General features: G+C 42.7%; 22 protein-coding genes and 1 other annotated feature. Of the genes, 21 read left to right on the top strand and 1 reads right to left on the bottom strand.

Annotated elements, in window-relative coordinates:
• Positions 1-424: 424 nt before the first annotated feature.
• From FD05_RS04195 to FD05_RS04180, 4 genes are all read left to right on the top strand, one after another.
• Entirely contained in the window at positions 425-2,047 is a 1,623-nt protein-coding gene (locus tag FD05_RS04195; RefSeq protein WP_020280871.1) for a hypothetical protein, read from the top strand.
• A 388-nt stretch (positions 2,048-2,435) separates the two neighbouring features.
• Positions 2,436-4,049: a hypothetical protein gene (locus tag FD05_RS04190; protein ID WP_020280872.1), complete on the top strand. Its 1,614-nt coding sequence runs from the start codon at positions 2,436-2,438 to the stop codon at positions 4,047-4,049.
• A 398-nt stretch (positions 4,050-4,447) separates the two neighbouring features.
• The gene (locus tag FD05_RS04185; RefSeq protein ID WP_020280874.1) at positions 4,448-5,278 is read left to right on the top strand and encodes a C39 family peptidase; all 831 of its coding nucleotides are present in this window, start codon (positions 4,448-4,450) and stop codon (positions 5,276-5,278) included.
• Between the two features lie 21 nt (positions 5,279-5,299).
• Positions 5,300-6,346 carry a DUF5776 domain-containing protein gene (locus FD05_RS04180; RefSeq protein WP_020280875.1) on the top strand — a complete coding sequence of 349 codons (1,047 nt, stop codon included), beginning with the start codon at positions 5,300-5,302 and terminating at the stop codon, positions 6,344-6,346.
• A 59-nt stretch (positions 6,347-6,405) separates the two neighbouring features.
• Here the strand turns inward: FD05_RS04180 and FD05_RS04175 are convergent, their stop codons facing one another.
• The gene (locus FD05_RS04175; protein ID WP_020280876.1) at positions 6,406-7,593 is read right to left on the bottom strand and encodes an SGNH/GDSL hydrolase family protein; all 1,188 of its coding nucleotides are present in this window, start codon (positions 7,591-7,593) and stop codon (positions 6,406-6,408) included.
• A gap of 198 nt (positions 7,594-7,791) precedes the next feature.
• On the opposite strand from FD05_RS04175, the gene FD05_RS04170 reads away from it, so the two are divergent.
• From FD05_RS04170 to guaB, 17 genes are all read left to right on the top strand, one after another.
• Positions 7,792-8,886 (top strand): hypothetical protein, encoded by a 1,095-nt coding sequence (locus FD05_RS04170; RefSeq protein WP_020280877.1) that lies wholly within the window; start codon positions 7,792-7,794, stop codon positions 8,884-8,886.
• A 1,374-nt stretch (positions 8,887-10,260) separates the two neighbouring features.
• On the top strand, positions 10,261-11,091 hold the full coding sequence (locus FD05_RS04165; protein ID WP_020280878.1) for an alkaline phosphatase family protein: 831 nt from the start codon (positions 10,261-10,263) through the stop codon (positions 11,089-11,091).
• 126 nt (positions 11,092-11,217) lie between these two features.
• Entirely contained in the window at positions 11,218-12,495 is a 1,278-nt protein-coding gene (locus FD05_RS04160) for a NupC/NupG family nucleoside CNT transporter (RefSeq protein ID WP_020280879.1), read from the top strand.
• A 30-nt stretch (positions 12,496-12,525) separates the two neighbouring features.
• Positions 12,526-13,839 carry an NCS2 family permease gene (locus FD05_RS04155; RefSeq protein ID WP_039932670.1) on the top strand — a complete coding sequence of 438 codons (1,314 nt, stop codon included), beginning with the start codon at positions 12,526-12,528 and terminating at the stop codon, positions 13,837-13,839.
• A gap of 95 nt (positions 13,840-13,934) precedes the next feature.
• Positions 13,935-14,849, top strand: a complete 915-nt coding sequence (gene rihC, locus FD05_RS04150; RefSeq protein ID WP_020280881.1) for a ribonucleoside hydrolase RihC — start codon at positions 13,935-13,937, stop codon at positions 14,847-14,849.
• 325 nt (positions 14,850-15,174) lie between these two features.
• On the top strand, positions 15,175-15,936 hold the full coding sequence (locus FD05_RS04145; protein WP_020280882.1) for a type II toxin-antitoxin system death-on-curing family toxin: 762 nt from the start codon (positions 15,175-15,177) through the stop codon (positions 15,934-15,936).
• A 15-nt stretch (positions 15,937-15,951) separates the two neighbouring features.
• On the top strand, positions 15,952-16,110 hold the full coding sequence (locus FD05_RS11640; RefSeq protein ID WP_020280883.1) for a hypothetical protein: 159 nt from the start codon (positions 15,952-15,954) through the stop codon (positions 16,108-16,110).
• A 66-nt stretch (positions 16,111-16,176) separates the two neighbouring features.
• Positions 16,177-16,406: a binding site (T-box leader), on the top strand.
• 137 nt (positions 16,407-16,543) lie between these two features.
• Positions 16,544-18,193: a peptide ABC transporter substrate-binding protein gene (locus FD05_RS04140; protein WP_020280884.1), complete on the top strand. Its 1,650-nt coding sequence runs from the start codon at positions 16,544-16,546 to the stop codon at positions 18,191-18,193.
• Positions 18,194-18,203: 10 nt separating this feature from the next.
• Complete coding sequence (gene pepT / locus FD05_RS04135) at positions 18,204-19,490, top strand: peptidase T (protein ID WP_039932672.1); 1,287 nt, start codon at positions 18,204-18,206, stop codon at positions 19,488-19,490.
• A gap of 141 nt (positions 19,491-19,631) precedes the next feature.
• Positions 19,632-19,763, top strand: coding sequence for a hypothetical protein (locus tag FD05_RS11900; RefSeq protein ID WP_020280886.1), 132 nt, complete (start codon positions 19,632-19,634; stop codon positions 19,761-19,763).
• Between the two features lie 360 nt (positions 19,764-20,123).
• Positions 20,124-20,861: a 16S rRNA (guanine(527)-N(7))-methyltransferase RsmG gene (gene rsmG / locus FD05_RS04130; protein ID WP_020280887.1), complete on the top strand. Its 738-nt coding sequence runs from the start codon at positions 20,124-20,126 to the stop codon at positions 20,859-20,861.
• Between the two features lie 13 nt (positions 20,862-20,874).
• Complete coding sequence (locus FD05_RS04125) at positions 20,875-21,642, top strand: ParA family protein (protein ID WP_020280888.1); 768 nt, start codon at positions 20,875-20,877, stop codon at positions 21,640-21,642.
• Positions 21,632-22,516, top strand: coding sequence for a ParB/RepB/Spo0J family partition protein (locus FD05_RS04120; RefSeq protein ID WP_054656629.1), 885 nt, complete (start codon positions 21,632-21,634; stop codon positions 22,514-22,516). The genes FD05_RS04125 and FD05_RS04120 overlap by 11 nt, the downstream gene beginning before the upstream one ends.
• Before the next feature lie 189 nt (positions 22,517-22,705).
• Positions 22,706-22,891 (top strand): DUF951 domain-containing protein, encoded by a 186-nt coding sequence (locus FD05_RS04115; protein ID WP_013727415.1) that lies wholly within the window; start codon positions 22,706-22,708, stop codon positions 22,889-22,891.
• Positions 22,892-22,913: 22 nt separating this feature from the next.
• Positions 22,914-24,014, top strand: a complete 1,101-nt coding sequence (gene ychF, locus FD05_RS04110; protein WP_020280890.1) for a redox-regulated ATPase YchF — start codon at positions 22,914-22,916, stop codon at positions 24,012-24,014.
• Positions 24,015-24,040: 26 nt separating this feature from the next.
• Positions 24,041-24,787, top strand: coding sequence for a DUF1129 family protein (locus FD05_RS04105; RefSeq protein WP_020280891.1), 747 nt, complete (start codon positions 24,041-24,043; stop codon positions 24,785-24,787).
• Between the two features lie 326 nt (positions 24,788-25,113).
• The gene (gene guaB / locus FD05_RS04100; protein WP_020280892.1) at positions 25,114-26,265 is read left to right on the top strand and encodes an IMP dehydrogenase; all 1,152 of its coding nucleotides are present in this window, start codon (positions 25,114-25,116) and stop codon (positions 26,263-26,265) included.
• The last annotated feature ends 413 nt before the right edge of the window (positions 26,266-26,678 follow it).

The following is a 26,678-nucleotide window of genomic DNA, read 5'->3' as shown; positions in this document are numbered from 1 at the left end:
AGGTCTCAAAACAAAGCACAGCTCTACAAGTTAATAAGGGGGTTCGACCAGAGGTAGTAGCCTGGTCGGCCCCTTTGTTAATCCTAAAAGTTCAATCCAATATGATAAAAAATGATTTGTAGTCGCATATTCAATCAAGCGGTTTATGCGAGTGGAAGACGATATTTCAAGCGTATCTCTTCCGTAAATTTAAAAACTCAGGAGCGGGTCGATTCATTTCGACACGCTCCTTTTTTGCTGAACAACGCTTACCTTAACTACACCTTAAAATATGCAAACTTTAAGAATATCTATTCACTTTTGACGCATTGTTTTATACATGTCACATTCTTGAAATAACTTAAGAATTTTGTTTAAACACCGTAATGTCACTGCTCCATAAACAAGTTATACTAAATGTATTCTTTGTAAGGAGGAATGGAAAATGAATAAAAATTTAAAACGATCAATTTATACAGGAATTGCAGCCTTAAGTTTTGTCGCAATTGCTGGGACTGCCAACGCTACGAATGCGAGCGCCAAATCATATGCTAAGGTGACATCTAACAAAGCCTTAACAACTGACGCCACTAGTCGTAACGTCAACGTCAATGGTACCAATGCCCTCTATACAAAGGCTGGTACATTGAAAGGTGCTAAGACTGTGGCAACTAAAGCCACATTATCAAGCCTTTCAACTTCAAAAAGCAGTGAGAAAAACTGGCGGGCTTACCGAGTAGCTACAACTAATCGCGGGTCCGTATACTACAAGGTTGTATCATATGATGGTACATACCGTGGTTGGATCTACGGTGGTAAGTCAACCACTGCATTTGCAGGTGGCATCAAGTCATACAACACAACTACTGACCCAACAGCATCAACTGACACGAGCTCATCGTCAGCATCATCATACTCAACAACCTCGTCTCAAGCGAGTCAAACTTCTGCTTTGACCACCGCTCAGAAGGCTGCCACATATAAGATTGCCAACACTGGTACATCAAACGATGGTACTGAAGTCACTTACACTTATCCTGCATGGACTCAATACAAGAAGGGCCGCGTTATCACCGACTCAACGCCATACAAGGACGCTACTTTCAAGATCACCGATGAAACAACTCGGACTCGTGAAGGCGACTTGTGGGTTAAGATCGAAGCAACCGACTCAGCTAACAGTAAGGCTAATGGCTGGATCAAGTACAGCGGTTTGACCACTGCTTCAACTACACCAACCTCAACCTTTGATGCAAATACCAGCGTGAAGATTGCCTATCGGGATGTCTCGACTGGTAAGACAATTTCCACGACCAAGACTTGGACCACAGCAACTTCTGGTACCAAGGAAGGAGATACTGTCGGCACAACTGCATTGAACACTAGTGGCTACAACCTTTCATCATACATTCTTAATGCGGGTGCACCATCAGGGTACGCATTTAAGACGAGTGATGGTAGCACCACCGCTACTACAAGCAACTTAAATGTTAGTCCAACAATTACAAATGCAAAATATGGTGACACTTTAACAGTTGATGTTACGCCAACTGCTGCAACCACAAAGGTTCAGTATTACTATGAAGACAAAGCTGGTGGCACAATTTCTGCTCTGGATTCATCCGCATTTGCATATGGCTATCCAGCATTGACTTCTGCTGAACAAACTGCGGCACTTCCTGACACCACAACCACCTCAGATACATTTAATATGTCTGATTACTTTGCGGATTACGGAGCTGGATCAACTCCTGCAAGTGGCGCTAAATTTATTGCCCAACTGATCAAGGCACCAAATGTATATACTGCTTCAACCGGCCAATTAACAGTTCCAGGAACCACTTCGACTAACCTGTTAAAGACAACTGGATTCTTTGGTCAGTCATTGAACAGTGGATCTCAACGTTACTTCTATGTATTTAACGGTGCTGACACAATCAGCAATAATGCAAGTCGTCAAGAGAAAGGTGCAACAGTTAAGGTTGTTATGCAACGTTACACGACCAGCCTTCCTCTTCCATCAGAAACAACTGATGCGAACGCTAACACTGATTATGTCGCAAAATAGGTTTAAATAGCCTACGCCGATATGTTAATTAAAAAGTAGCTTCAAATACTTCAAACTAGTCCAAGAGGGGGGATTAGGCGATCATTCGCCCAGCCCTCCCTTTTGTGTTCAAGCAACCTCCAATATGATATGAACAATCGTTTTCGCATATTCAATCAAGCAGTTTATGCGAAGTGGGAAAAATATTTCAAGCATATTTTTCCTTAAATAGTGTCGTAACAAACGAGCCGTTTTAATACGGGTCGTTTGTTTCGTTTGGGAAGCGTCGGCAAAGATGATATACTAGATAAGGTTGGTTAATCACTTGAGCAAATCTCGGAAACACATCGACTTTTGTTTGAAGTGCGTTATACTTATCATAATCTTTAACATATTGGAGGAATGTCATTTGAAAAATACTTTGAAAAAGTCTCTTTTCATTGGTGTTGCCGCTTTGGGATTGGTTGCAGCAGTTGGTACTGCTAATGCTACTCAAGCAAGCGCAAAGTCTTACGCTAAAGTAACATCCAATAAAACTCTTGGCGGGGACGCTACTTCTCGTAACGTTAATTTCACTGGTAAGAGTGCTTTATATACTAAGGCTGGTACTTTACGTGGTGCCAGAGTTAAGGCAAGCAAGGCTGTTTTAGGCAGTTTCGCAAACTCAAAGAGCTCACAACACAACGTACGTGCTTACCGTGTTGCGACTACTAACCGTGGCTCAGTTTACTACAAGGTTGTATCATTTGATGGTGCATACCGTGGCTGGATTTACGGTGGTAAGTCATCTGATGCGTTCGGCGGCGGTGTTGCACAATACAACACAACGACTGATCCAGCAGCTAACCCAGACGCAAACGGTTCTGTAAGTTCAAGTGCTACGATTAACACTCAAGGTCAAACCAATGCTTTGAGTGCTACTCAAAAAGCTGCAACTTACAAGATTGCCAACCCTGGTACTTCTAACGATGGTACTGAAGTAACTTACACTTATCCTGCATGGACTCAATATAAGAAGGGCCGAGTAATCACCGACTCAACGCCATACAAGGACGCAACATTTAAAGTTGTTGACCAAACTGTTCGTACTCGTGAAGGTGACCTTTGGGTTAAAATCCAAGCAACCGACTCTGCTAACAGCAAGGCTAATGGCTGGATCTTATACAGTGGTTTAGCACAAGCTACTCCTGCTACTCCAGTTGATAACTTTAACGCTGATACTAGTGTGAAGATTGCGTACCGTGATGTTACTACTGGTAAGACTTTGGACAAGACTAACGTCTGGACCACTGCTTCTACTGGTACTAAGCAAGGAAACGCTGTTAATGCATTGGTAAACAGTGCAGGTTATAGTTTGACTCAGTATCTTGTAAATGCTGGTGCACCATCAGGCTATGCATTTAAGACTACTGATGGCCAAGCCGCTGCATCTGATGCAAAGAACCTTACTATCAGCCCAGTTATTTCTGGTGCTAAGTTTGGTGATACTTTGACGGTTGATGTTACACCAACAGCAGCACAAACAAAGGTTCAGTATTATTATCAAGATACTGAAGGTGGTGCAATTACTGCTCTTCCAGCAACTGCATTTGCATCAGGTTATCCTGCATTAACTGCTGCTCAACAAGCTGCAGCTCTTCCAGATAATAAGACTGCCGGATCATTCAATATGAACGACTACTTCCAAGATTGGACTTTAACTAACAAAGATGGTGGCGGAAGATTCATTTATAATTTAATTCTTGCACCTAATGCTTACACTGCTCCAGCTGGTGAATTGACTTTCCCTAACACCAATACTCATAACAATGGTCCAGTTACTGGATTCTTTGGTCAAGACTTAAATAATGGTACTCAACGTTACTTCTATAGTTTTGATGGTAAGGCTACTTTGAATAACAATGCTCCAACTCAACAAAAGGGCGCTACCGTTAAAGTTGTAATGCAACGTTATATCACTAGCAAAGCACTTCCAACACAAACGACTGATGCTAACGCCAACACTGATTATGTTGCTAAGTAATCATTGTTAGCATTCTCATTTGTCCCATATTTTTACCAATTCCAGCTCTACAAACTTAATATGTAATGTCGACCAAAGTGATTTGGTCGTCCGCTTTATGGAATCACCGTTCCGTCAATATGATTTGTAGTTGCACACAGGTAACGAATAATCTGCTGGAACGGAAGGGATACTTCAAGCATATTTCTTCCAGGCAGATATAAAAATAAACCAGCGATCCGATTAATTTCGGGTCGCTGGTTTTTGTTTTGCATTTAATTATTTCTAGTATCATCTTTGAGTTGCCAGCAAGAAAACACTTTTAATTCACGCCGTCAACTATTAATTACTAAATACCATAGAAACACTTATAAAAAGATAGTATAATGACACATATCTTATACAATGAGAGGCAAATCATGAAGCAGACTATTTTCCGGAGCCTACTGATAATCCTGGGGTTGTTGGCAGTTTTTATCATTGGTCCCCTTACCGCAAACGCGGATACCACGTATGTTCATCCAACCAATCTCAAGGTGGCAAACTACTATACCCGGATTCGTTCAACTTCCCATGATTATGGCATTTACAAATCCGGTGGTTGGAAGACTTCCGAAGATAACCTTAAGCCAATCGCATTTGGCCATGAGTTCAAAAATAAGAAGATCCATGTCACCAAGCAAGAAACGGCTGGAACAGGGACCTGGGTTAAATTTACATATCGAACCTTCACGGGGTGGGTTCACTTAAACGCCACCGATCAATCATATCGCTGGCTGAATGTGCCGCTGATTGCTCAACGGCCGGAACTACCGACTGGCTGTGAAATTGTTGCGACAACGATGATGCTGAATTTTGCCGGCTCAAAAGTCACTAAAATGCAGCTGGCCAAACAGGTGCCACGCAGCCGCAACCCCAACAAAGGGTTTGTCGGCAGCCCATACAGCCCGACTGGCTGGTACATTTACCCCAAAGGACTCATGAGAGTTGTCAAACGTCACGCAGGCAGTGCGGTGAACATGACCGGGGCCAACGTTTCTAGGATCAAGGCTAAGATTGCTACCGAACATCCAGTAGTGGTTTGGGTCAATAATGTTGACGGCTTTGTCAATCATGCAATTACCATCACGGGCTATTCCAGTTCGAGATTTTATTACAACGATCCTTGGACGAAGAAAAAGACCAGTATGAAGATCAAAACGATGCAGACTCATCGTTCAAGGGATGGCTATCGAGCACTGAGTTACTAATTATGGAAGGGATGCTTTGACATGACACATTTTAAACGAATCATTGTGACCACAGCAGCAGTCTTCACCGTTTTGCTAGCCTTCGCCTGGGCGACCGGCGTACATGCTAACTCTAACTACTACACCACTAATCCTGGAATCATCAAGACCAAACATTCTGTGATCTTATATCGGGATGCTGAAAAGACACATAAAGCCACTAAAGTTTCAGCCAATCACTTTGCCAAAATCAGTCAAGTCATCCATGAAGATGGCAAGGCACCGGTGCTTAAAACCAATACCGGCAAGTATTTGACTGCCAGCAAGAAATTTGTCGTCAAGACCAAGGGCTATCAGAACCCGAAAAAGTATTACCAAGTCAATTACACGCAGATTAAGCCATTTGGTAAGATTGGTTACACTGTTAAACGTCACTACGAGGGGATCAAGACCTGGTATATTATGCGCAAGATGGGCACTTTTGCAGGTTACGATAAATATAACCAAGCAACTTATAACGCCGTCAAACGATTTCAACAGCGGCACCATTTGAAAGTGACCGGAAACGTCAACGAAAAGACATGGCTCAAGATGGGCTTTTCCAAAAAAGCTTGGACGGGGATTGATAGTTATGTTGCCCCATTGAAAGCCCATGCGTGGAACGGTCGTTCAGCCCACATTGAAGCAATGATTCATCAAGCCTACCGTTACATGGGCAATCCATATTTGGTTGGTTCTTCATCGAGCCCCAAGTATGGAACTGACTGCTCTGGATTGGTGATGCAGGGACTATATGCAGGCGGTATCAATCCACTGCCAACTAGTTCGATTCACCATGCCTATCCTGGTAATGAATGGAACTCGCGAAACTTGTGGGCATCCAAGAAATTCAAACACGTTGCTTATTCCCATCGTCAAAGAGGTGACCTGGTGTTCTATTACCAACCGGGTACTCACGTCATTTGGCACGTGGCAATTTATCTTGGTAAAAACAAAGTGATCGAAAGCTGGCCGCCACGAATCATGGTTCAGCCGATTCGTAATGGACAACGCTCAGATATTGCTGGGATTGCCCGGCCATTTAACTAAATGCAAAAACAAAAAGGCAGGTCTCCTGATTTTGGAAACCTGCCTTTATTGATGCGCGATTAGTAATTAGTTGATGTTTTCGTTGTGGTTTTCTTTGTAGCGGTGGTTGATTTAGTGGTTGTCTTCTTAGTCGAAGTCGACTTCTTAATCTGATCCTTTGGGAAATTGTCAATCATGAACTTGGCAATATCTCTTGCCATCAACTGATAAGTTTTGGCTGCGGGATGCAAACGACCATCGTTGAAACGGTCGATGTGGTTGGCGTCGGTGATTAAATCAGGATCAACGTCTGCCCAGTTGAGGTATGGCACATTGTTATCCTCGTAAACCTGCGCTTCTGCTGCTCGCAATTCATTCATTGTATAGCCGGCTTGGCCAACAATGTCATCTGAATTTTGGTTATTATCATAACGAGTGATTGGCAGGAACCCATAAATAATCAAATTTTTATTTTCAGCCTTCATCTTCTTGATGTTGGAATCCAAAGTATTTTTAATCTGATCAATAGTTGAATCCGTATGGCCGTAGTCGTTGGTCCCGTAAGCAATCGTGGCAACGTCGTATTTGGCGAAGTTGGTGTCACTGACAGTTGTGCCGAGATCACCAGGCGTTGACATATCGCCGGCATCACATAAGAAGGCACCGTTATAAGCAGCGTTATCAACCGTGGTACCAAGGTAACGGGACAGCCAGGTTGGGTAACCGGCATCCAAAGTCTCATAGCCATCGTAACCGGCAGTAATTGAATCCCCCATGGTGATTATTTTATCTGATTTGAAGTAGTCACTATTTTTCATTGCGATGTTAAACGTTCCTTCCGAAATATCCTGGAGACTGCCGTGCCAAACCCAGCCGCTTTGCTTACCGGAACCACTCTTAACATAGTACCAGACAGAGTTGCCTTTGCCTTGTGCAGAGCGGTCGATGACAGCTTTTTTATAAGTGTACCAGGTAATCTTGGCAAAGTTTTTAGCGGATCCCAGCGTCTTGTTCAAGCCGGATGTGGTATAGACATAGCCGGACTTCATATGGTAGGGAAGCGGCTGGTCGTAATCTTCAGTAGAGACGATGGTCGCTGCCGGGATGACTTTTGGCGTGGTATCCTTTGATGTTTTTGATTTAGTACTGGACGAACTTGTTGAAGTCGGAGTCGTCGGATCCGTTGCTGCGGCGTGAGCAGGCGTCATCAATGCCGCAACCCCCAAGGCGGCTGTAATCGCAGTCGCTATGTAAAAACGTTTATTCATATTGATTATCTCCTCATAAAATTTCAACTATGTATTACTTTAGCATGATATTGTTACGAAACCCTTACATACCGCTTACACTCAAGTGAAGAGTTTGCGCACAACTTGCTTATTTTTAGTAAATCAATTATGCTTACTTTTAGCAAGATTCACAAGCTTGAGATTTGACAAGTATGTAACCGGGGGAGTCAATAAATAATGAATACGAAATCAAAATACAGGTTAACACTGTTGTTTTCGTTGATAGTCTTTGGCGGTTTTGGGGTAGGTACTCAGGCACAAGCTGCTACTACCGGCTCAACGCAGTCATCGACGGAAGTTCAATCAATCAGTAATTCCAAGTCGACTGTGTCTGCCAACCCAGCAAACGGGACGTCATCCAACACTTCTGCAGACACTGATTCTGAGGGCAGTTCAAGCAGTCAACTTGATGATTCTAAAGCAAACAAAAATTCTGACAGCAGTAGCGTGACGACTACATATGGTGATGCCAAGGATAACCAGGTCAAACCAACGGATAATGACGATACTAGCGATGCCAAGGGTGAAACGACTGCGGTTTCCGAAAGCTCGGTTAGTTCTGCCACACCACAACAGACAACTACCCAACAAGCTGATTCCGAGTCAGAAAGCACTGCTAGTGAGAGTACCAGTTCTGCAACCAGTTCATCCAGCGCGACCAGCAGTGATTTAAATGCTGGCGCTTCAGTAGTTGGCGCAGGGGATGACGCAATCGATAATGTTGTGAAAACCGTTGTCGATAAGGTTATCCCAGATGCCGATAAATCTGATTCAGATGTTCAAGCTCAAACTGCATCATCTGCAGTAGACACACCTGACGATTCGACGGTTGTGCTTGAATCGCCAGATACAGCCCAACCTGGCAAGACTGAAGAGACTTTGATTGTCCCTGATCAGACAATTATTGAGAGCTCAAACGTCCATAACGATATTGTAGGCGATACCTTTGCTGATAAGGTCACGAACAGTGATCCAAAGGCAGTCAAGGCGGCGAGTGCGATTACGAGCAATAAGACCAAACTACTGACATTTAACGCGTTTTCAAACACGATTTACCGTCATGTCTTGAAAACAGCCCAGAAGCCCGGTACGATTACAACCGTAACTGGCAGTAAGGCAACTTTGACCACGCCAGTCAAGCATGTTAAGTACATGGAACACGATTCGACTGGGATTTCTGAAACCCTTCCCGTCATGGCAACTTTGGCGGTCATCGCAGTTGCCGGGGTTACGTTTATTGCCTTTGATCCATTGAGATTTCTTTTTAAATAATAACGAAGACAGAACACGGTTGAGCGTCTAAGCAACCGTGTTTTTTGATGCTCTGAACCGCGTGAAAGCAACGTTCCGAAATAAATTCAAAAAAAGAGTATTTAATACTTGCAAACGCTTACAGATATGATATTATATAGTCAAGGAAGGGAAAAGAAGTTCGAAGCATAGGGGTTTCAGCCTACTTTGAATGTTCTCTGATCCAAGATTAATATGTTGTTATGTCACAGGATTATTTTCAAATGTTTCACATGTAGAACGCATAGTTGTTTATTTTAAGTTTTAAGAGTTTGAGGTTCACGATTCATAGAAGCATGGAAGTTCGAATAGAATGTTTTATTTAGCCGATTGTTTCAAAGATTCACAGAGTTTCAAATTGTTACAGTTTAAAATAACAGAAGGTTAATTCAGGTGATTAAGTGTTTGAATATAATGTTATGAGTCACACATGTTCAAATATGAATTCGATGGTTCGCTATTGAAAACCTAGTGGAGTAATTGAAAAGGGTTATGTACAGAGGTCACTTGTAGTGAGTCTGAGAGATTCATTTCGAATATCAAATTGATGTGATATCAAGTTGATGAAAGTTCCAAAAGGTTTTAAGTTTAAGGTTCACGATTAACAAGTACCATGCACCTTAGGTTTATGTACCGGTATCAAGCAGTTGTACCAAGTATGTTAGTTGCACGAAGAACCAAAATGTTGACACCACGGCAAATTTATCAATAAAGTAAAAACGTGAAAAATGATTAAAGTTTGCGGCAGTTGGATCAACAAATAGTTAGATTGAGGCGATAAGACATTAAAGTTTTAATGAAGTGGGTATTTACCCCAAAGTTCCCTTCCGTATAGGATTTAAACTTGCAAGTTCAAAAAGCGAGTTTGAATCCTATTTTTTTGTAGAGTGCGACGAGACCCGGGTGCCCCCGGAGTGTAAGGCAGAAATTTTAATGGTGAACGGTTCTTGTTCATCGTTAAAATTTTTGCCTTACACAGTAGGGGGCAGGGTCGTCGGAGCACATTTCAGCTAGATAACAGAGAACCACCAAACAACCAATACATAAAACAAACTCCACAAACAAGGTCCACCAAACAATCCCACAAACAAACTCCACTAACCCCCAAAAATTCATCCAACAAATTCCCATTCTCAAAACCCAAACCAGACAAATTCCATAAATCCCACCCAGGCAAAATATTTCTGTTTACGCGATCAAAACACTTTGATATAATGAAAACGCAATCATTAAAGTAAACCGTATTACCTCACGTCATTTCGTGATTTTTATTTCCACTTACTTCTCAAATGCGGTATTCTATTCACATAGAATATTTTTCTATTTCACATTTTTGTTCTGGAAAGGAAGCTTCTAATGAACTTTCGTCGAGTGATTGTTCTTGATTTGGCATCTTTAGGTGTCGGTGAGGCCAGCGACGCAAATCGATATGAATCAGTTGGAGCGGACACATTGGGTCACATTGCGACTTTGGAGGGGACTGACTTTCAGTTGCCTACTTTAAGCCGGATGGGACTGGGAAACATTCGTTACGCTGATCCAGTTGTCGGCTTGCCACCAGTTGAGGAACCGATTGGCTTTTTCGGCAAGATCCGCAGCAAGAGTGAAGAGAATTCAGAACTCAGTGGGTTACGGGAAATGTTTGATTTTCAAGCGGCCACCCGGACGACCAGCGTGATTGATTCAATTGTCGGCTTGCTGGGGGTTCATTCGATTCTGATCAGCAACTATCAGAGTTACCTTTCCAATCAAAATGAGGCCGAAGTCATTCCTGTTAACACCGATGAAGCCGGCTTTTATCAGCTCCATCAACAGGTGATCAAGCCTAATAATGGGCTGCTTTATTTTCGCGCCATGGGGCTCCAGGAAAATGCGGCCACCGGCGATCGCAAGGGCTGCATTGATTCTCTGAAATTGGCAGATCAGCATTTGGCACGCTTAATGCGTGAGTTATACAGCACTGATCTTTTGATCATTACGTCATCGTATGCCAATGACCCAGCCCTTGCCGTTACACCAACTCGTGAATACCTGCCACTGATTGCATACGTTTCTTCTCTGCCTGAGGGCAAGGCTCTAGGTATCAGAAGAACACTTGCAGATGTAGGTGCCACGATTGGTGAAATCTTTGGCCTCGACTTTTCCAATGAGTCCATTGGGCATAGTTTTCTTGGTGAATTGAAATAGTTCACCGCACATCATTTAGGGTTTAATTTATAAAACCAATTCCATCACAGAGGGGGATAGCTAGTCATCTTCATCGTTGTTTAGCAATTATTGTCGTTTAAAATTCAGAAAAGAGGATTTCAGAATATGCAATTATCATATTTACTGGTCAATATTCTGGGTGTCGCCGTATACCTTGGAATTGCTTTCTTGTTTTCAAATAACAAAAAAGGTATCAACTGGCGTTCAGTTGCCGTTGTTTTAGTTATTAACCTTGTTCTTGCATGGATATTGACTAGTTTTGCTTGGGGCCGTGACGCAGTTAAAGCTGCTGCCGACGGATTCAACTGGTTAGTTCAAGTTGCCTACCAAGGAATCAATTTTGCCTTGCCTAACTGGGTTACCCCACAATTTGGTGGAACTGCCAAATCAATGAACTTTGTCACCAGCGCGTTACTGCCAATCCTGATGATTGTGCCATTGTTTGATACTCTTACATATATTGGAGTATTACCATGGATCATCAAGTGGGTCGGCCGTGGACTTTCATTCATCACCGGCGCTCCAAAGTTCGAATCATTCTTTGCCGTTGAAATGATGTTCTTAGGTAACACTGAAGCACTTGCCGTTTCATCACTTCAATTAAAGCAAATGTCAGCAAAACGTAATTTGACCTTGGCTTTGATGTCAATGTCATGTGTTACCGCCTCAATCATCGGTGCTTATACACAAATGGTTCCTGGCCAATATGTTTTGACTGCCGTTCCATTGAACGTGTTAAACGCCTTGATTATCACTAGTTTATTAAACCCCGTTAAAGTTACTCCTGAAGAAGATACTGTTGCTAAAATGGGTGGCTCAGGTGTTAGCGAAGCCGCTGTTGAATCCGGCGACGTTCAAGCTAACGGTAAACGTGAACCATACTTCTCATTCTTGGGTGACTCAATCTTGGGTGCCGGCCGTTTGATCTTAATCATTGCTGCCAACGTTATCGCCTTTGTTGCTTTGGCTGCTTTGATCGATAAGATTTTGGCTTTGTTTAACCCATGGTTATCATTGGAACATATCTTAGGAATCATCATGTTCCCATTTGCATGGTTAATGGGTCTGGATGTCAGCCAGGCATTCCAGTTCGCACAATTCATGGGTATGAAGTTAGTTACCAACGAATTCGTTGTTATGGGTAAGATTGCCGGTACCATCAACAACCTCAGCATCTTCCCAGCTCACTACCAAGCACAATTAACTGTCTTCATCACTTCATTCGCCAACTTCTCAACGACCGGTATGATTATCGGTGCCTTCAAAGGATTGGTTGACAAGGAAAAGAACGATTTGATCAGTAAAAACGTTGGTACAATGCTTCTTTCAGGTATCTTGGTATCCTTGATGTCTGCCGGAATCGTTGGATTATTCGTTTGGTAAACTTTTTAACTAGAAAGTTAGGTTTTATTTTTGGATAAGTTACAAAGAGAAGAAGAGGTAGCTAACCGGCTGCCTCTTCGTGAGGCTATACGAGATAAAGCAACGGTCAAACGAGAATTGATTGCCGGAATTACAGGCTTTTTCGCGATTTCTTACATCATCATTGTGAATCCGATGATTTTAAAAGATGCTGGGATTCCGACCGACTTAAGTGTGTTTGCGACAATTATTTCCTCGTTCATCGGCTGCTTGATTATGGGATTCTGGGCCAATGCGCCAGTCATTCTGACGCCTGGAATGGGGGTCAACGCCTTCTTCACTTATACAGTGGTTGTGGCGATGGGCCTGTCTTGGCAGGAAGCTTTAGCCATTTCAATTGTTTCCAGTATTATCTACGTCTTGATCGCATTCACCAAATTGAGTGAGATTTTGGCGAAGGGAATTCCGGAAACTTTGAAAGCGGGGATTACCGCCGGCATTGGATTGTTCTTAGTGGAAATTGGGCTGGAAAAGGCTCAATTGATCAAACAGGGAACCAACTCAATTCTGGCGCTTGGTGATTTAACCAAACCGGCAACCTTATTGGCGCTGTTTGGCTTGCTGCTCACGTTGTTCTTGTTTGTCCGCAACATCACCGGTGGCTTCTTCATTGGAATTCTGGTGACATCCGTTGTTGGAATTTTGTTTGGCATCAAGGATCAGGTATCACCGTCCGTTGGGATTGGTGATATTGGGCGGTATTCGTCGATTGTTGCCAAAGGGAATTTTAGCAATGCTCTCACGATTCCATTTATTCTCGCTGTGTTTTCGATGACCATGATCTTGGTGTTTGAATCGATGGGGCTTTTGGAAGGCATCATGCCGAATCCCAAGAAATTCAAAAAGGCATTTCAGGCCAGTTCTGTGACCAGTTTTCTTTCCGGAATTCTGGGAACTAGCCCCACGGTTGCCGCTGCGGAAAGTGCTTCGGCAATTGAGAGTGGCGGCCGTACCGGTTTGACGTCAATCGTCGCCGGGATCATGTTTGCCATTTCGTTGTTTTTTATCCCGCTGTTGGCCTTCGTGCCTCAAGCAGCGATTGCACCCGTCATTATCATTACTGGTGCCTTGATGATGAACCAGCTCAGTCGAATTAATATGTTTGATTTTTCCGATTGGTTCCCAGCGTTTCTGATTGTTGTTTTGATTCCATTTACCAGTAGTATTTCCACTGGTTTGGCGTTTGGATTCGTTGTTTATCCAATCTTAAAGATTGCTGCCGGCAGGCAAAAAGAATTGACTGTCGCAACTTATGTATTAGGATTTTTATTCTTGTGTGATTTGGTGCTTAGTGCCTTATTATAGAAGTAGCAAGTGGGCGGACTTTGCGGTTCGCTTCTTGTTAGGAGTTGATTGTAAGCGTTTGATATCGACAAATATTGTTTGGAAAGGAACTTATCATGACCATCAAAATTATTATGGATACTGATCCCGGAATTGATGATGCTGCCGCTTTGACCATGGCGCTGAATGATCCTGAGATTGATTTGAAATTGATTACCAGCGTTGCCGGTAACGTCACTGTTGACAAGACAACCAAGAATGCGCAGAAGATCGTCCGCTTCTTTAACAAGAAGGTGCCGGTTGCTGAAGGTGCCAAGCAGCCACTGATCAAGGAATTTGAAGATGCTGCCCGAATCCATGGCGAGTCAGGGATGCCTGGCTATGATTTTCCTGAAGATCTGCCAAAGCCTTTGGATGTGACCGCCGTTGAAGCTTTACGGGAAACCATCATGAGCAGCGATGAAAAGATTACGTTGGTGCCAACTGGCTCATATACCAATATCGCTTTACTGTTCAGCGAATACCCTGAAGTCAAAGATCACATCGAACGAATCGTTGCAATGGGTGGCTCACTCGGCAAAGGTAACATGACTTCTGCTGCTGAATTCAACGTCTTCACCGATCCGGATGCTGCTCGAATCATGTACAATTCTGGCATTCCGATTACCATGGTCGGCTTGGACATTACCATGAAGGCCTTGCTGACCCCTGACTCTCTCAGCAAGCTTGAGCACATGAACGAAACCGGTAAGATGCTGCATGACATTATCATTCATGATGGTGACAACAGTTCTGACGGAATCGCGATGCACGATGTGAATACTATTTTCTACCTGCTTCATCCTGAAGCCATCACCACTAAGAAAATGTGGATCGACATTGTGACTGATGGTCCTGCCATTGGTGAAACCGTCGGCGATATCCGTGGTGCCTATCATGATGGTCAGACCAATGCCAATGTTTGTGTGGATATTGATGCTGAGGCTTTCAATAAATGGTTCTTGGAAGAAGTTTCTAAGATTAATAAGTAAAAATTGTTTGCGGCCAGAATGTCTCTGGCCGCTTTTTTTTGTGGGCACCTTCCGCTGCCCTTCAGTTCCTCGGCTCCGCCTGCCATAGTGGCTTTGATTTCGAGCCTATAGTCTCGAAATACAAAGGTGTTGTAATCGCCGATTCCATCGGCTCAACAACACTTTCACTATGGCTGGCAATGCCGAGGGACTGAAGGGCGAGCTACTGAAACGGTATATTTCAAGCTGGGGTGAATAATTGAGTGCAATAAAATATTGTAGAGCTCACTTTCGTATATAATATATGTGGACTATAATTTGAAATCTTAAGACGAGGTTATATTGAATGACACACGAAGATTCTTTCAAAGATGAACTGAAACCCATCAATTTTGGGAAGGGGAAGATTAAAGGCTCATATTTCCAAAATGTTCAATATTCTGTGCAACTAGTTACGCCGTTTGACACCCCGGAACAGCAGCAAGAAGTTATCAATCTGTTAATCAAAACGTATACGGAGCAGAGTGATGACGAGGTTGATCAAATTGTTCCAGTTAAACTTGATGTTGACTTCGAAGCTTTCGCTTTAAATGTTCTGTACAACCAACAAATCAAAAATCGAATTTTTCTTTTTCCCATTGAAACCGTGGCGCCAAGCGTTGAAAACTTGATAGATTATAATTCTAAAGCACAACAAATATATAAAGAAGATGGTGTGTACGGAGAGTATGGCATCCGAGATCGTGGACATATAGAAAATGTGGCGTATACATTAAATAATCCGTATATGTATGGTGTAAATCGGCACCCCACAATTTTGAATAAAGCAACTTATTTGTGGTCTCAGAGTGCCGGGCTTCAGGCATTTTCAAATGGAAATAAGAGAACAGCGATGGTCGCTACTTTGGTTTTTCTTCATTCGAACGGATATGATTTCATTTTTCATAAGGGCTTAAGACAAGAATTGATTGATTTTTCAGTTCAGATTGCAGTGAAAGCAGTTGACTTTGAAGAGATTTCAAGCTATATTTCTGATAACGTTAGATTAAATTTGTTCAATGAAGATTGGAATACGATAGAGCAGTTAAAGGACGATTTTCCTAAATAGTAGGAGTGAAAAGGTATGCAAGATAACAAACAAATAAAGACAACTTTCATAAAAAATGTACATGGCAATAAATTGTCCAAAGCAACTCAGCAAAAAATTCTCAAGAAATCCGCTGATGAAGTATTTGGAAACAAGATTGTTCAAGAAGTCATGGCCGAACTTGCCAAAATGTAATTAGTTTAGCCCTTGACACGTTGATACCAAATTGGCATAATGGATTTAACATTAAAAACACATGAGAACAATGTGATGACGAGAAGAGTAGTTATCAACGTAATTTAAAGAGAAGAGCCGTTTGGTGAGAGGTTCAATTACTAAGATAATGAAGATGAGCTCCGAACAAGTTATCGGTCAATGCCGATGACTCGTTAGCAAGCGTTATTTTGCCGGGTATCGATTCCAAGTGGTGCCGTCGAGGTGTATTTCTAATACACGAATACAGGGTGGTAACGCGCGTAAGCGTCCCTTAGTCCATAGTTGGGCTAAGGGACGCTTTTTGTTTTCTCATATTTAAGGGGATGATTTTATGAAATATCAGATGCGATGCTCACAAGTTGAAATGATCAGACAAGTAAAAAAATGACAATTATTTGGAGGAATTAAATTTATGAACTTAAAGAAAATATTCGCAGCTTCCACAGCACTCGCAACGATTTTAATTCTTACTGGTTGTGGAAAAACCTCACAGTCAAACAACGGTGGTACTGGTAAATATGCTAAAACGCAAACACTTAACTGGACTGAAAATACAGCCCTTGCCACAGCTGATATTTCGAAAGCGACAGATACTTTGAGCTTTGATGTTTTGATGAACACCCAAGAAGGACTGTATCGCTTGGATAAGAATGGAACGCCCAAAGGGGCCTTGGCAACGAAAACTTCAATCACTGATAACGGCAAACACTATATATTTAATTTGCGTAAGGGCGTTAAATGGACTAATGGCGATCCAGTCACCGCTAAAGACTTTGTCTATTCATGGCAAAGAACGGTGGCACCGAAGACTGCTTCTCAAGATGCATTTTACTTCTTCCAAGTGAAGAATGCTGAAGGAATTAATTCTGGCAAGAAGCCAGTTAGTTCTCTTGGAATTAAGGCAGACGGTAAATACAAACTTGAAGTTACGCTGACCAAACCAGTTACATATTTCAAAAAGCTATTAGCTTGGCCGTTGTTTTTCCCAATTAATCAAAATGCTGTCAAAAAGTTTGGCGACAAATATGGGACAGCATCAAAATATACAGTTTCAAACGGACCATTCAAGTTAACCAAATGGAGTGGGACTAGCAAATCATGGACTTTGGCTAAGAATAATTCATACTGGGACAAAAAAGCAGTTCACTTGAATAAAATTAATGAATTGGTGTCAGAGGATACAACTACCAGTTACAATTTATTTACAGCTAAGAAAACTGATGCCACATTATTAAGTGGACAGCAAGTAAAGAACAATCAACACAACCCTAACTTTGTAAAACGCCTACCAACTGCCACCACTCGGTTAGATTTAAACCAAAATAAAGTGAAAGCATTCAAGAACTTTAATATTCGCCGGGCGTTTTCTTTAGCAATCAACCGGGAGCAGTTGACTAAGAATGTTTTGCAAGATGGATCAGTTCCATTGAAAGGCTTCGTTCCTTCCAAGATGGGAAATAATCCCAAGACAGGTGAAGCCTTTGACAAGGAAGCCTATGTAAAAGATGCAGTTAGTTACAATTTGAAACAAGCAAAAACTTTGTTGAAAAAGGGATATAAACAAGCTGGGATTAAGCAACTCCATGTAACACTGTTAACCTCTGACACCGACAGTAGTAAAGATGCTGCAGAATTTATCCAAGCCGACTTGCAAAAGCTTCCTGGAGTGAAAATTCAAGTTCAGTCGATTCCATTCGTACAATTGATTTCAAAACAGGCAGCGAAGAACTATCAAACCACTGTTCAAACTTGGCAATCAGTATTTGCCGATCCAATTAATTTCTTAGATGTTTTCGAAAAAGGTTCTAGTTACAATACCAGTGGTTATAAGAGTTCAAAGTATGACTCCTTACTTGATCAATCTGAAAATAAATTTGGTAATCAACCCGAAAAGCGCTGGAATAACTTGGTTCAAGCTGAAAAAACACTAATGAATGATCAGGGAACAATTCCGCTCTATCAAGTAGCAAAGTCACAATTGCTACGTAAGAATGTTAAGAACGTTGTTTACAACCCAGCTGGTGTTCCTTACGACTGGAAAACAACATATATTGCAAAGTAGGTGAACCTAATTGAGCAAAATATCAGATTTCGATAGCGAATTAATTGAATCGTTGTTCATCAAATACGCCAAGGTCAATACACGGTCGGACGCTAGCAGTCACACCGTACCGACAACTGTTGGTCAAGTGAAGTTAGCTAAAATGGTTGAGAAGGATCTTCAGGAACTGGGGATTAAAGATGCCAAGTATGAACCGGAAAATTCCTATGTACTTGGAACTTTACCCAGTAATTCGGACAAGGATTTAAGCTCGATTGGCTTCATTGCCCACTTGGACACGGCGGATTTCAATGCTGAAAATATTCAGCCGCAAGTTCATCCTGATTACGATGGTGGCGACATTGTATTGAATGCAGAGAAAAAGATTGTTTTGAGCCCAAAAGAATTTCCACTGCTCAAGAAATATGTTGGCCAACGCGTGATTACCACTGACGGCACGACTTTACTTGGTGCGGACGACAAAGCGGGGATTGCCGCAATCTTCGGTGCCCTCAAGTACTTCTTAACCCATCCTGAAGTTGAACATGGTGAGATCAAAGTTGCCTTTGGTCCTGACGAGGAAATTGGGCGGGGTGCCAAACGATTTCCGGCCAAAGAATTTGGTACCGAATTTGCATATACCTTGGATAACGGTCAACCTGGCCAAATTGAAGCGGAGACATTTAATGCGTCCGAAGCTAAAATTGATATTCAAGGGACTGCCGTTCACCCAGGGGATGCTTATGGTTTGATGGTCAACGCTGTGACATTGGCAAATGAAATTGTCAGCTCATTGCCTAAAGATGAAGTCCCGGAAAAGAGTCGCGATCATCAAGGCTTCATTTTGGTAACCGATATGGGTGCAACGGTGGCTGAAGCACACATTAATTTAATCGTGCGAGAGTTTGACACCCAAAAATATCAGCGTAATTTGGAATTGCTGCGGGAAATTGTTGATCAGATTAATGATCGCTTTGAGGCCCCTCGAGTGACGTTGAAAATTAACGAACAGTATCAAAACATTGGCGATACTGTGAAGAAGCATCCATACATCGTTAACTTGGCTTTGAACATCTATGATCGGCTGGGAATCAAGCCAAACATTACGCCATTTAGAGGTGGAACGGACGGCAACGCAATTACTGCGAAAGGAATTCCAACGCCCAATCTCTTCAATGGCGGTGATAACTTCCACGGTCCATATGAGTATGTCGGCACTGAAGCAATGGCTAAAACGGCCCAGGTGGTGGCGGAAATCGTCCAAGAACATGTGCGGGAATTTGGGCATAGGGATGAGACGCCCGTCAAATTATTTTAATCGATTCATAGTGAGGCCGAGACAAAGGTTGGTTTACTTTTGCCTCGGCTTTTAGTATGTGGTTTTATTTGGACCACCTAAAATTAGTTTTAATCGAATATGAAAATGGGTGTATTATGAAATAGAAGGGAGGTCATTGAGATGCAAAATACTTCGAATGAGAATCAAGCCCTTTACCAGGAACTAGTGAGTGAGAAGCAAGCCGAGGAAAAGAAATCAACCGTGCGGACTTATGGGCTGATTTCAATGATTTACATGTATTTGGGAGAATAGATTATTGATTATATTGTGGTTGAATCACATTTTAAATTTTAGCTAGAATAAAATTAATAATCTTCGGTTGAAGCAATCAGGCGACTGGTTGCTCTTTTTAGTGAACCGTCAAATCTAACCATTCTTTTGAAATTCATCGCCGATGGTTGTCACTAAGACGTCTGGCGAACTACAGGCAGCCATCCCTCATTCTGGCTTTAAAACAATTTACCAAACAACAGGAATCCCTTTCGAAACATGTTAAAATTAAATATGTATGCTCAAACAAATGTCTGTGGTTACCTTGTCAGTAAAGCAATTTTAAGGTAAAGTATAATAAGACGTGAAACAGATTGTTTCACACATCAGGAGAAGTTAAGAATGAACAATGATCAATTCAAAAAAGCACTTTTGGATAAAGGTATCGAAGTCACCGATCAGCAAATGGATCAGTTCGATGCCTATTTTAAGCTGTTGGTGGCCGTTAACGAGCACGTTAATTTGACCACGATAACAGAAAAGTCTGAAGTTTATCTCAAACATTTCTATGATTCCATTACGCCAGCCTTTTTTGTTTCACAGATCCAAACAGAGCCGTTAGCAATTTGTGACGTGGGAGCTGGAGCTGGATTCCCGTCATTACCGTTAAAAATTCTCTTTCCACAACTCAAGGTCACGATCGTTGATTCATTGAATAAGCGAATTAACTTTCTACAAACTTTAGTCGACAAGTTACATCTGACAGACGTGGAATTATTTCATGCCCGTGCAGAAGAATTTGGCGGCAAGAAATCAGAGCACCGTCAGCAGTATGATTTGGTGACTGCTCGGGCTGTCGCTCGTCTAACAGTATTAAGCGAACTTTGTCTGCCATTAGCCAAAGTCGGTGGCAAAATGGTGGCTTTAAAGGCTGCCAAAGCCGAAGGGGAACTTGCTGATGCTGAACCGGCCATTAAATTATTGGGCGCTAAAGTTTCTGGTGACTTTGAATTTTCCCTGCCGATTTCTGATGAAGAAAGACATATCATTGTGATTGATAAGGTTAAAGACACACCGAAAAAATATCCAAGAAAGCCAGGAACCCCCAACCGGGAACCACTGGATCAAATCAAACGATGAGGAGGGATGAAAGATGACATACGTAATTGCGCTTGCGAACCAAAAGGGCGGTGTCGGCAAGACCACCACGGCGGTGAATCTGGGTGCCGGGATGGCTTCGTTAGGGAAGAAAATTCTCTTGGTCGACGCCGATGCCCAAGGTAATGCAACCAGTGGTGTCGGGGTTTCCAAAGCCGACATTAAAAAAGATATCTATGATGTGCTGGTCAACGAAGAGCCGATGGCAGAAACGATTGTCCATACTTCACACGAAGGTTTGGATATCGTGCCAGCTACCATTCAGTTGTCTGGGGCCGAGATTGAATTGACACCGCAGATGGCTCGTGAAACCCGCTTAAAAGCAGCGTTGGATGTCGTCAAGGACCAATACGATTTTGTACTGATCGATTGTCCGCCTTCGCTTGGATTGATCACCATTAATGCATTTACTGCCAGCAACTCAATTTTGATCCCAGTTCAGAGTGAATACTATGCCCTGGAAGGATTGAGCCAACTGTTGAATACCATTCAATTGGTTAAGAAACATTTCAATCCTAATTTGAAGATCGAAGGCGTCCTGTTAACCATGTACGATGCCCGCACGAATTTGGGTGAACAGGTTAACACTGAAGTTCGCAAATACTTCAAGGACGAAGTCTATGACACAATTATTCCAAGAAACGTCCGCTTATCTGAAGCACCAAGCTATGGTCTGCCAATTATGGATTACGACCCAAAGTCAAAAGGTGCAGAGAAATATATGAATCTGGCAAAAGAGGTGCTGGCAAACCATGGCGAATAAGAAAAAGTTAACCGGTCTTGGGAAGGGAATTGAAGCCCTGTTCCAAGACAATAATGTTGATACGAGTAAGGAAGACGTGATTGATCTCAAGGTCAGCACGATCAAGCCCAACCCGTATCAGCCACGGCATCATTTTGATCAGAAAGCGCTGGAAGATTTAGCTCATTCAATCAAGAATTCCGGGGTTTTCCAACCAATCATCGTTCGTCAACCGGATCCAGAAGTCGAGTCATTTGAACTCCTAACTGGTGAACGTCGACTACGAGCATCCAAGATTGCCAAGCAGCCAACGATTCCAGCCATTATCCGCAGCGCCAACGAAGAACAGATGATGGAAATTGCTGTGATGGAAAACTTACAGCGTGAGGATTTGACCACCCTTGAGGAGGCCGAAGCTTATAACATGCTGATGAGCCGCTTGGATTTGACCCAGGCACAGGTTGCCACTCGTTTGGGTAAGAGTCGGCCTTACATCGCTAATTATCTGCGGATTTTAGGCCTGCCAACTGAAGTTAAAAAAATGTTGGAAGATAAGAAGCTGTCGATGGGTCAGGCACGAACGCTATTGTCCGTTAACAATAAGCAGGAACTCATCAAGTTGGCTCGTAAATCGGTTAATGAATCGTTGACAGTTCGCCAGCTTGAACAAGCGGCTGCCAAGATCAATGGCAACAAGCCCTCCAAAAAGAAAAAAACAACCCGAAAGTCCCCATTTGTCCGTGCATCAGAAGGGCAATTACAAGAAAAATTTGGGACGCCGGTTTCAATCGTTAACTCATCTCGCAAGAAGGGCAAGGGTAAGATCGAAATTGAGTATACTTCGACCGATGATTTGAACCGGATTTTGGAGATGTTTGGGGTTGATTTGGACTAGATGGGCGACGGGGTGTAGTGCAAGCTCACCTGTTACCTAGCTGAAATGTGTTCCGACAGCCCTGCCCCCTACTGTGTAAGTCAAAAAAATCAACGATGAACCAAAACCGTTCATCATTGATTTTTCCGACTTACACTCCGGGGGCAAACCGGGCTTCGTCACACTCTACCTGAGAGGAGCGATTTCACCATGTATGATTTAAATGACTTAGTTGAAATGAAGAAGCCGCATCCATGCGGTACCAACCGCTGGCAGATCATTCGGATGGGCGCAGACATCAAGATTCAATGCACCGGCTGCGGCCACATTGTAATGATGCCCAGACGAGAATTTGATCATAAATTAAAAAAGATCCTTGAAAAAGCTGAAAAATAAACCAGAAAGAAGCGTTTAAGTTATGTCTTTAACTGCAGGAATTGTCGGCCTACCAAACGTCGGCAAGTCAACTTTGTTCAATGCCATCACCAAGGCCGGAGCCGAAATGGCCAACTATCCATTTGCAACTATCGATCCAAACGTCGGGATGGTTGAAGTTCCCGACAAGCGTCTTGACCGGATTCAAGAATTGATTCCAGCCAAGAAAGTTGTCCCAACCACTTTTGAATTTACTGATATTGCCGGAATTGTAAAGGGTGCCAGCAAAGGTGAAGGACTTGGAAACAAGTTCCTTGAAAACATCCGTCAGGTGGACGCAATTGTTCACGTTGTCCGGGCATTCGACGATGATAACATCACGACCGTTTCCGGTAAGGTAGATCCTTTAGACGATATTGACACCATCAACCTCGAACTTGGCATTGCTGATTTGGATTCCGTTAACAAGCGTTTGGGCAAAGTTCAACGCGCTGCTAAAGGGAGCGATAAAGAAGCCAAGGCTGAATTGGCCGTGCTTGAAAAGATTAAGCCAGTCCTGGAAGACGGTGGCTCAGTTCGTTCAATCGATTTTGATGAAGATGAACAAAAGATTGTCAAAGGCCTGTTCTTATTGACCAGCAAACCAGTTCTCTATGTCGCCAACATCGCTGAAGACGATATGGCAGATCCTGAGAATTCTAAATATTTCCCAGAAATCAAGGAATTCGCTCAAAAGGAAGGCGCAGAAGCCATTGCGGTTGCTGCGGGTCCTGAGGAAGAAATTGCCCAACTTGATGACGATGAAAAAGCCGAATTTCTGGATGCAGAAGGGGTTAAGGAGCCTGGCTTAAACCGGCTTATCAGAGCCTCATACAAGCTTCTTGGCTTACAAACCTTCTTCACTGCAGGTGGCAAGGAAACTCGTGCCTGGACGTTTAAGAAGGGTACCAAGGCCCCTCAAGCTGCCGGGATCATCCATTCCGACTTCGAGCGAGGATTCATCCGGGCTGAAGTTATGGCCTTTGATGACCTGGACAAATTTGAAACACCCGCAGCCGTTAAAGAAGCAGGTAAACTGCGTCTTGAAGGTAAAGATTACGTCATGCAAGATGGCGACATTGTTGAATTCAGATTTAACGTTTAAGACGTTTATTTTAAGGAGTGAAGCTAGTGAGTAGCAACGATGAAACAGCAAAGCGCAATGCAAATGATAAGGCGCGTGCAAAGAATGCCCAGGTTCATCAAGACAGGAGTCACGCAACAAAAGTGATTCATTCCCAGTTTGAGAATATTGGGTTAACCAAACGAAATGCAGAATACATGTTTAAATTTAACCAGGCACTTGGCGCTACCAAACTGTCTGCAGACAAGAAAAATGAGACCGTCCAGACAATGATTCAAGAATTGTTGGAGGGTCAAAAGTCGGGAAAAACTGCCCGAAATATGTGGGGGACTGTTGATCAAAAGGTCGAAACGACGGTTCATCCACCGGCACGTCCAGCAGACCCACGTCGAGATTACTGGAAGAATGCCGGTTACAACGCCATTCTATTTTTGACAATCTTCTTCTTGATGTATGGGGTTCTTTACTTCCTGCCAACCAAGGGTGGCCAACATGCACCAATGATGGGAATTACTGGAATTTTAATTAGTGCTGCAGTTGCTGGACTTGGAATTCCAGTTGTGACCATGATGTTCACACCTGGCGTCAAGCACCAATACTCTGTCTGGATTCGAATTATCTTGGTTGTCTTATTCCTGATCGTGTGGATGGGAATCTTCACTGTGTCATCAATCCTGCCAACCGTTATGAATCCTGTTTTGAATCCAATTGTCTATATTGTGCTGGGTGTGTTGTCCGGAGTTGGATCATTCTTCGTTAAACGGCGTTTTAACATTACCGGTGGCGTTTTCTAAAGAAACTAATTAAAACATTGATTTATAAGGCTTTTCAAACAACCTTTTGTTTGAGTGAGCCTTATTTTTTATACTTTAAACGGTTTAAACACGAACATTATACTTAGAAAGTCAGACATAATTGCTCAAGAACTTAAAAAACATGAACAATAGCCTTTATTTATTCGGGGGAGTCGTGTATAATCAATACAATTTCAGAAAACGATTTGCTTAACAGTCGCCTCACTTTTATTAAAAGCGTATGAGAATTTTATCTGATACGTTGATTAACGAAAATGAAAATGATAAGTTATTAAGCAATCAACATTAAAGAAGGAGCGAGATAGATGGTTAGTTGGGATGAAAAATTCGGTAAAAAAGGTTTAACGTTTGATGATGTGCTGTTGATTCCTGCAGCGAGTGATGTTTTACCAAATGATGTGGATTTATCAGTACAATTGGCAGACAACTTAAAGTTGAATGTTCCTTTTCTAAGTGCCGGAATGGACACGGTTACCGAATCGAAGATGGCAATTGCGTTAGCCAAACTTGGTGGCATGGGTGTTGTTCACAAGAACTTAAGTATTGAAGATCAGGCTGCTGAGATCGCCAAGGTCAAGGCAGTTAAGAAAACAGCTGACACACCAAATGCTGCTGTTGATGATAACAATGCGTTATTGGTTGCTGCAGCCGTTGGTGTTTCTGCAGATACATTTGACCGAGCCTCAGCATTGCTCAAAGCTGGTGCCGATGCAATCGTAATCGATACCGCTCATGGCCATTCAGCTGGCGTCCTTCGCAAGATCGCTGAAATCCGTGATCACTATCCTGACACCACATTGATTGCCGGAAACGTTGCAACTGCTGCCGGAACCGAAGCCCTTTTCCAGGCTGGTGTTGATGTAGTCAAGGTTGGAATTGGTCCTGGCTCTATCTGTACAACTCGGGTGGTTGCCGGAGTTGGTGTTCCTCAAATCACAGCCGTTTATGATTCAGCCAGTGTTGCTCGTAAATGGGGCAAGTCAATCATCGCTGATGGCGGAATCCAATATTCAGGTGACATCGTCAAAGCATTAGCTGCTGGTGGCAATGCTGTTATGCTTGGTAGTGTCTTCTCAGGAACTGACGAAGCACCTGGTGAAGTCTTTGAAGACCACGGCAAGAAATATAAATCATACCGTGGCATGGGAAGTGTCGCAGCCATGGAACAACAACATGGTTCAGCTGACCGATACTTCCAAGGCGGTGTCAGTGAAGCCAACAAATTGGTTCCAGAAGGGATCGAAGGCGAAACTGAATACAAAGGCAGCATTAACGATATCGTCTTCCAGATGGTCGGCGGCCTTCGTTCAGGAATGGGCTACACTGGTTCTGCTACAATCAAAGATCTTAACGACAGTGCGCAATTTGTTCAAATTACAAATGCCGGCTTGAGAGAATCTCATCCGCATGATGTCAACATTACTAAAGAAGCTCCTAACTACAAACCAGAAGCATAATTAAAATCGATGCAGGTCAATCGCTGATTGCGATTGACCTGTTTTTTTGCGTCCAAATATTTTTGAAATGTACGATTATCGAGTGGTGTGATTTTGCTGGCTTGGTTCCGCCTGCCATAGTGGCTTTGATTTCAAGCCTGTAGTCTTGAAATACAAAGGTGTTGTAATCGCCGATTTCATCGGCTTCAACAACACTTTCACTATGGCTGGCAATACCAAGCCAGCAAAATCCTGGCACAAAGAGTTGAGTCTACGAATTATTTTGTGGATTCCTTTACATTACTGATTGTGGATTTCACGGTACTGGTAGCGGTGTTGTATATTTTTCTGACTATTATTCCGGTGTTGAGCACATTGAATTTATTTTCAAAGTAGCTGTGCCTCAGTCGGTCGGCATTGCCAGCAGTAGTGTT

Origin of the sequence: Lentilactobacillus otakiensis DSM 19908 = JCM 15040, assembly GCF_001434145.1 — a bacterium.
GTDB classification, from domain to species: domain Bacteria; phylum Bacillota; class Bacilli; order Lactobacillales; family Lactobacillaceae; genus Lentilactobacillus; species Lentilactobacillus otakiensis.
This window is presented reverse-complemented; position numbering and strand designations above follow the sequence as displayed.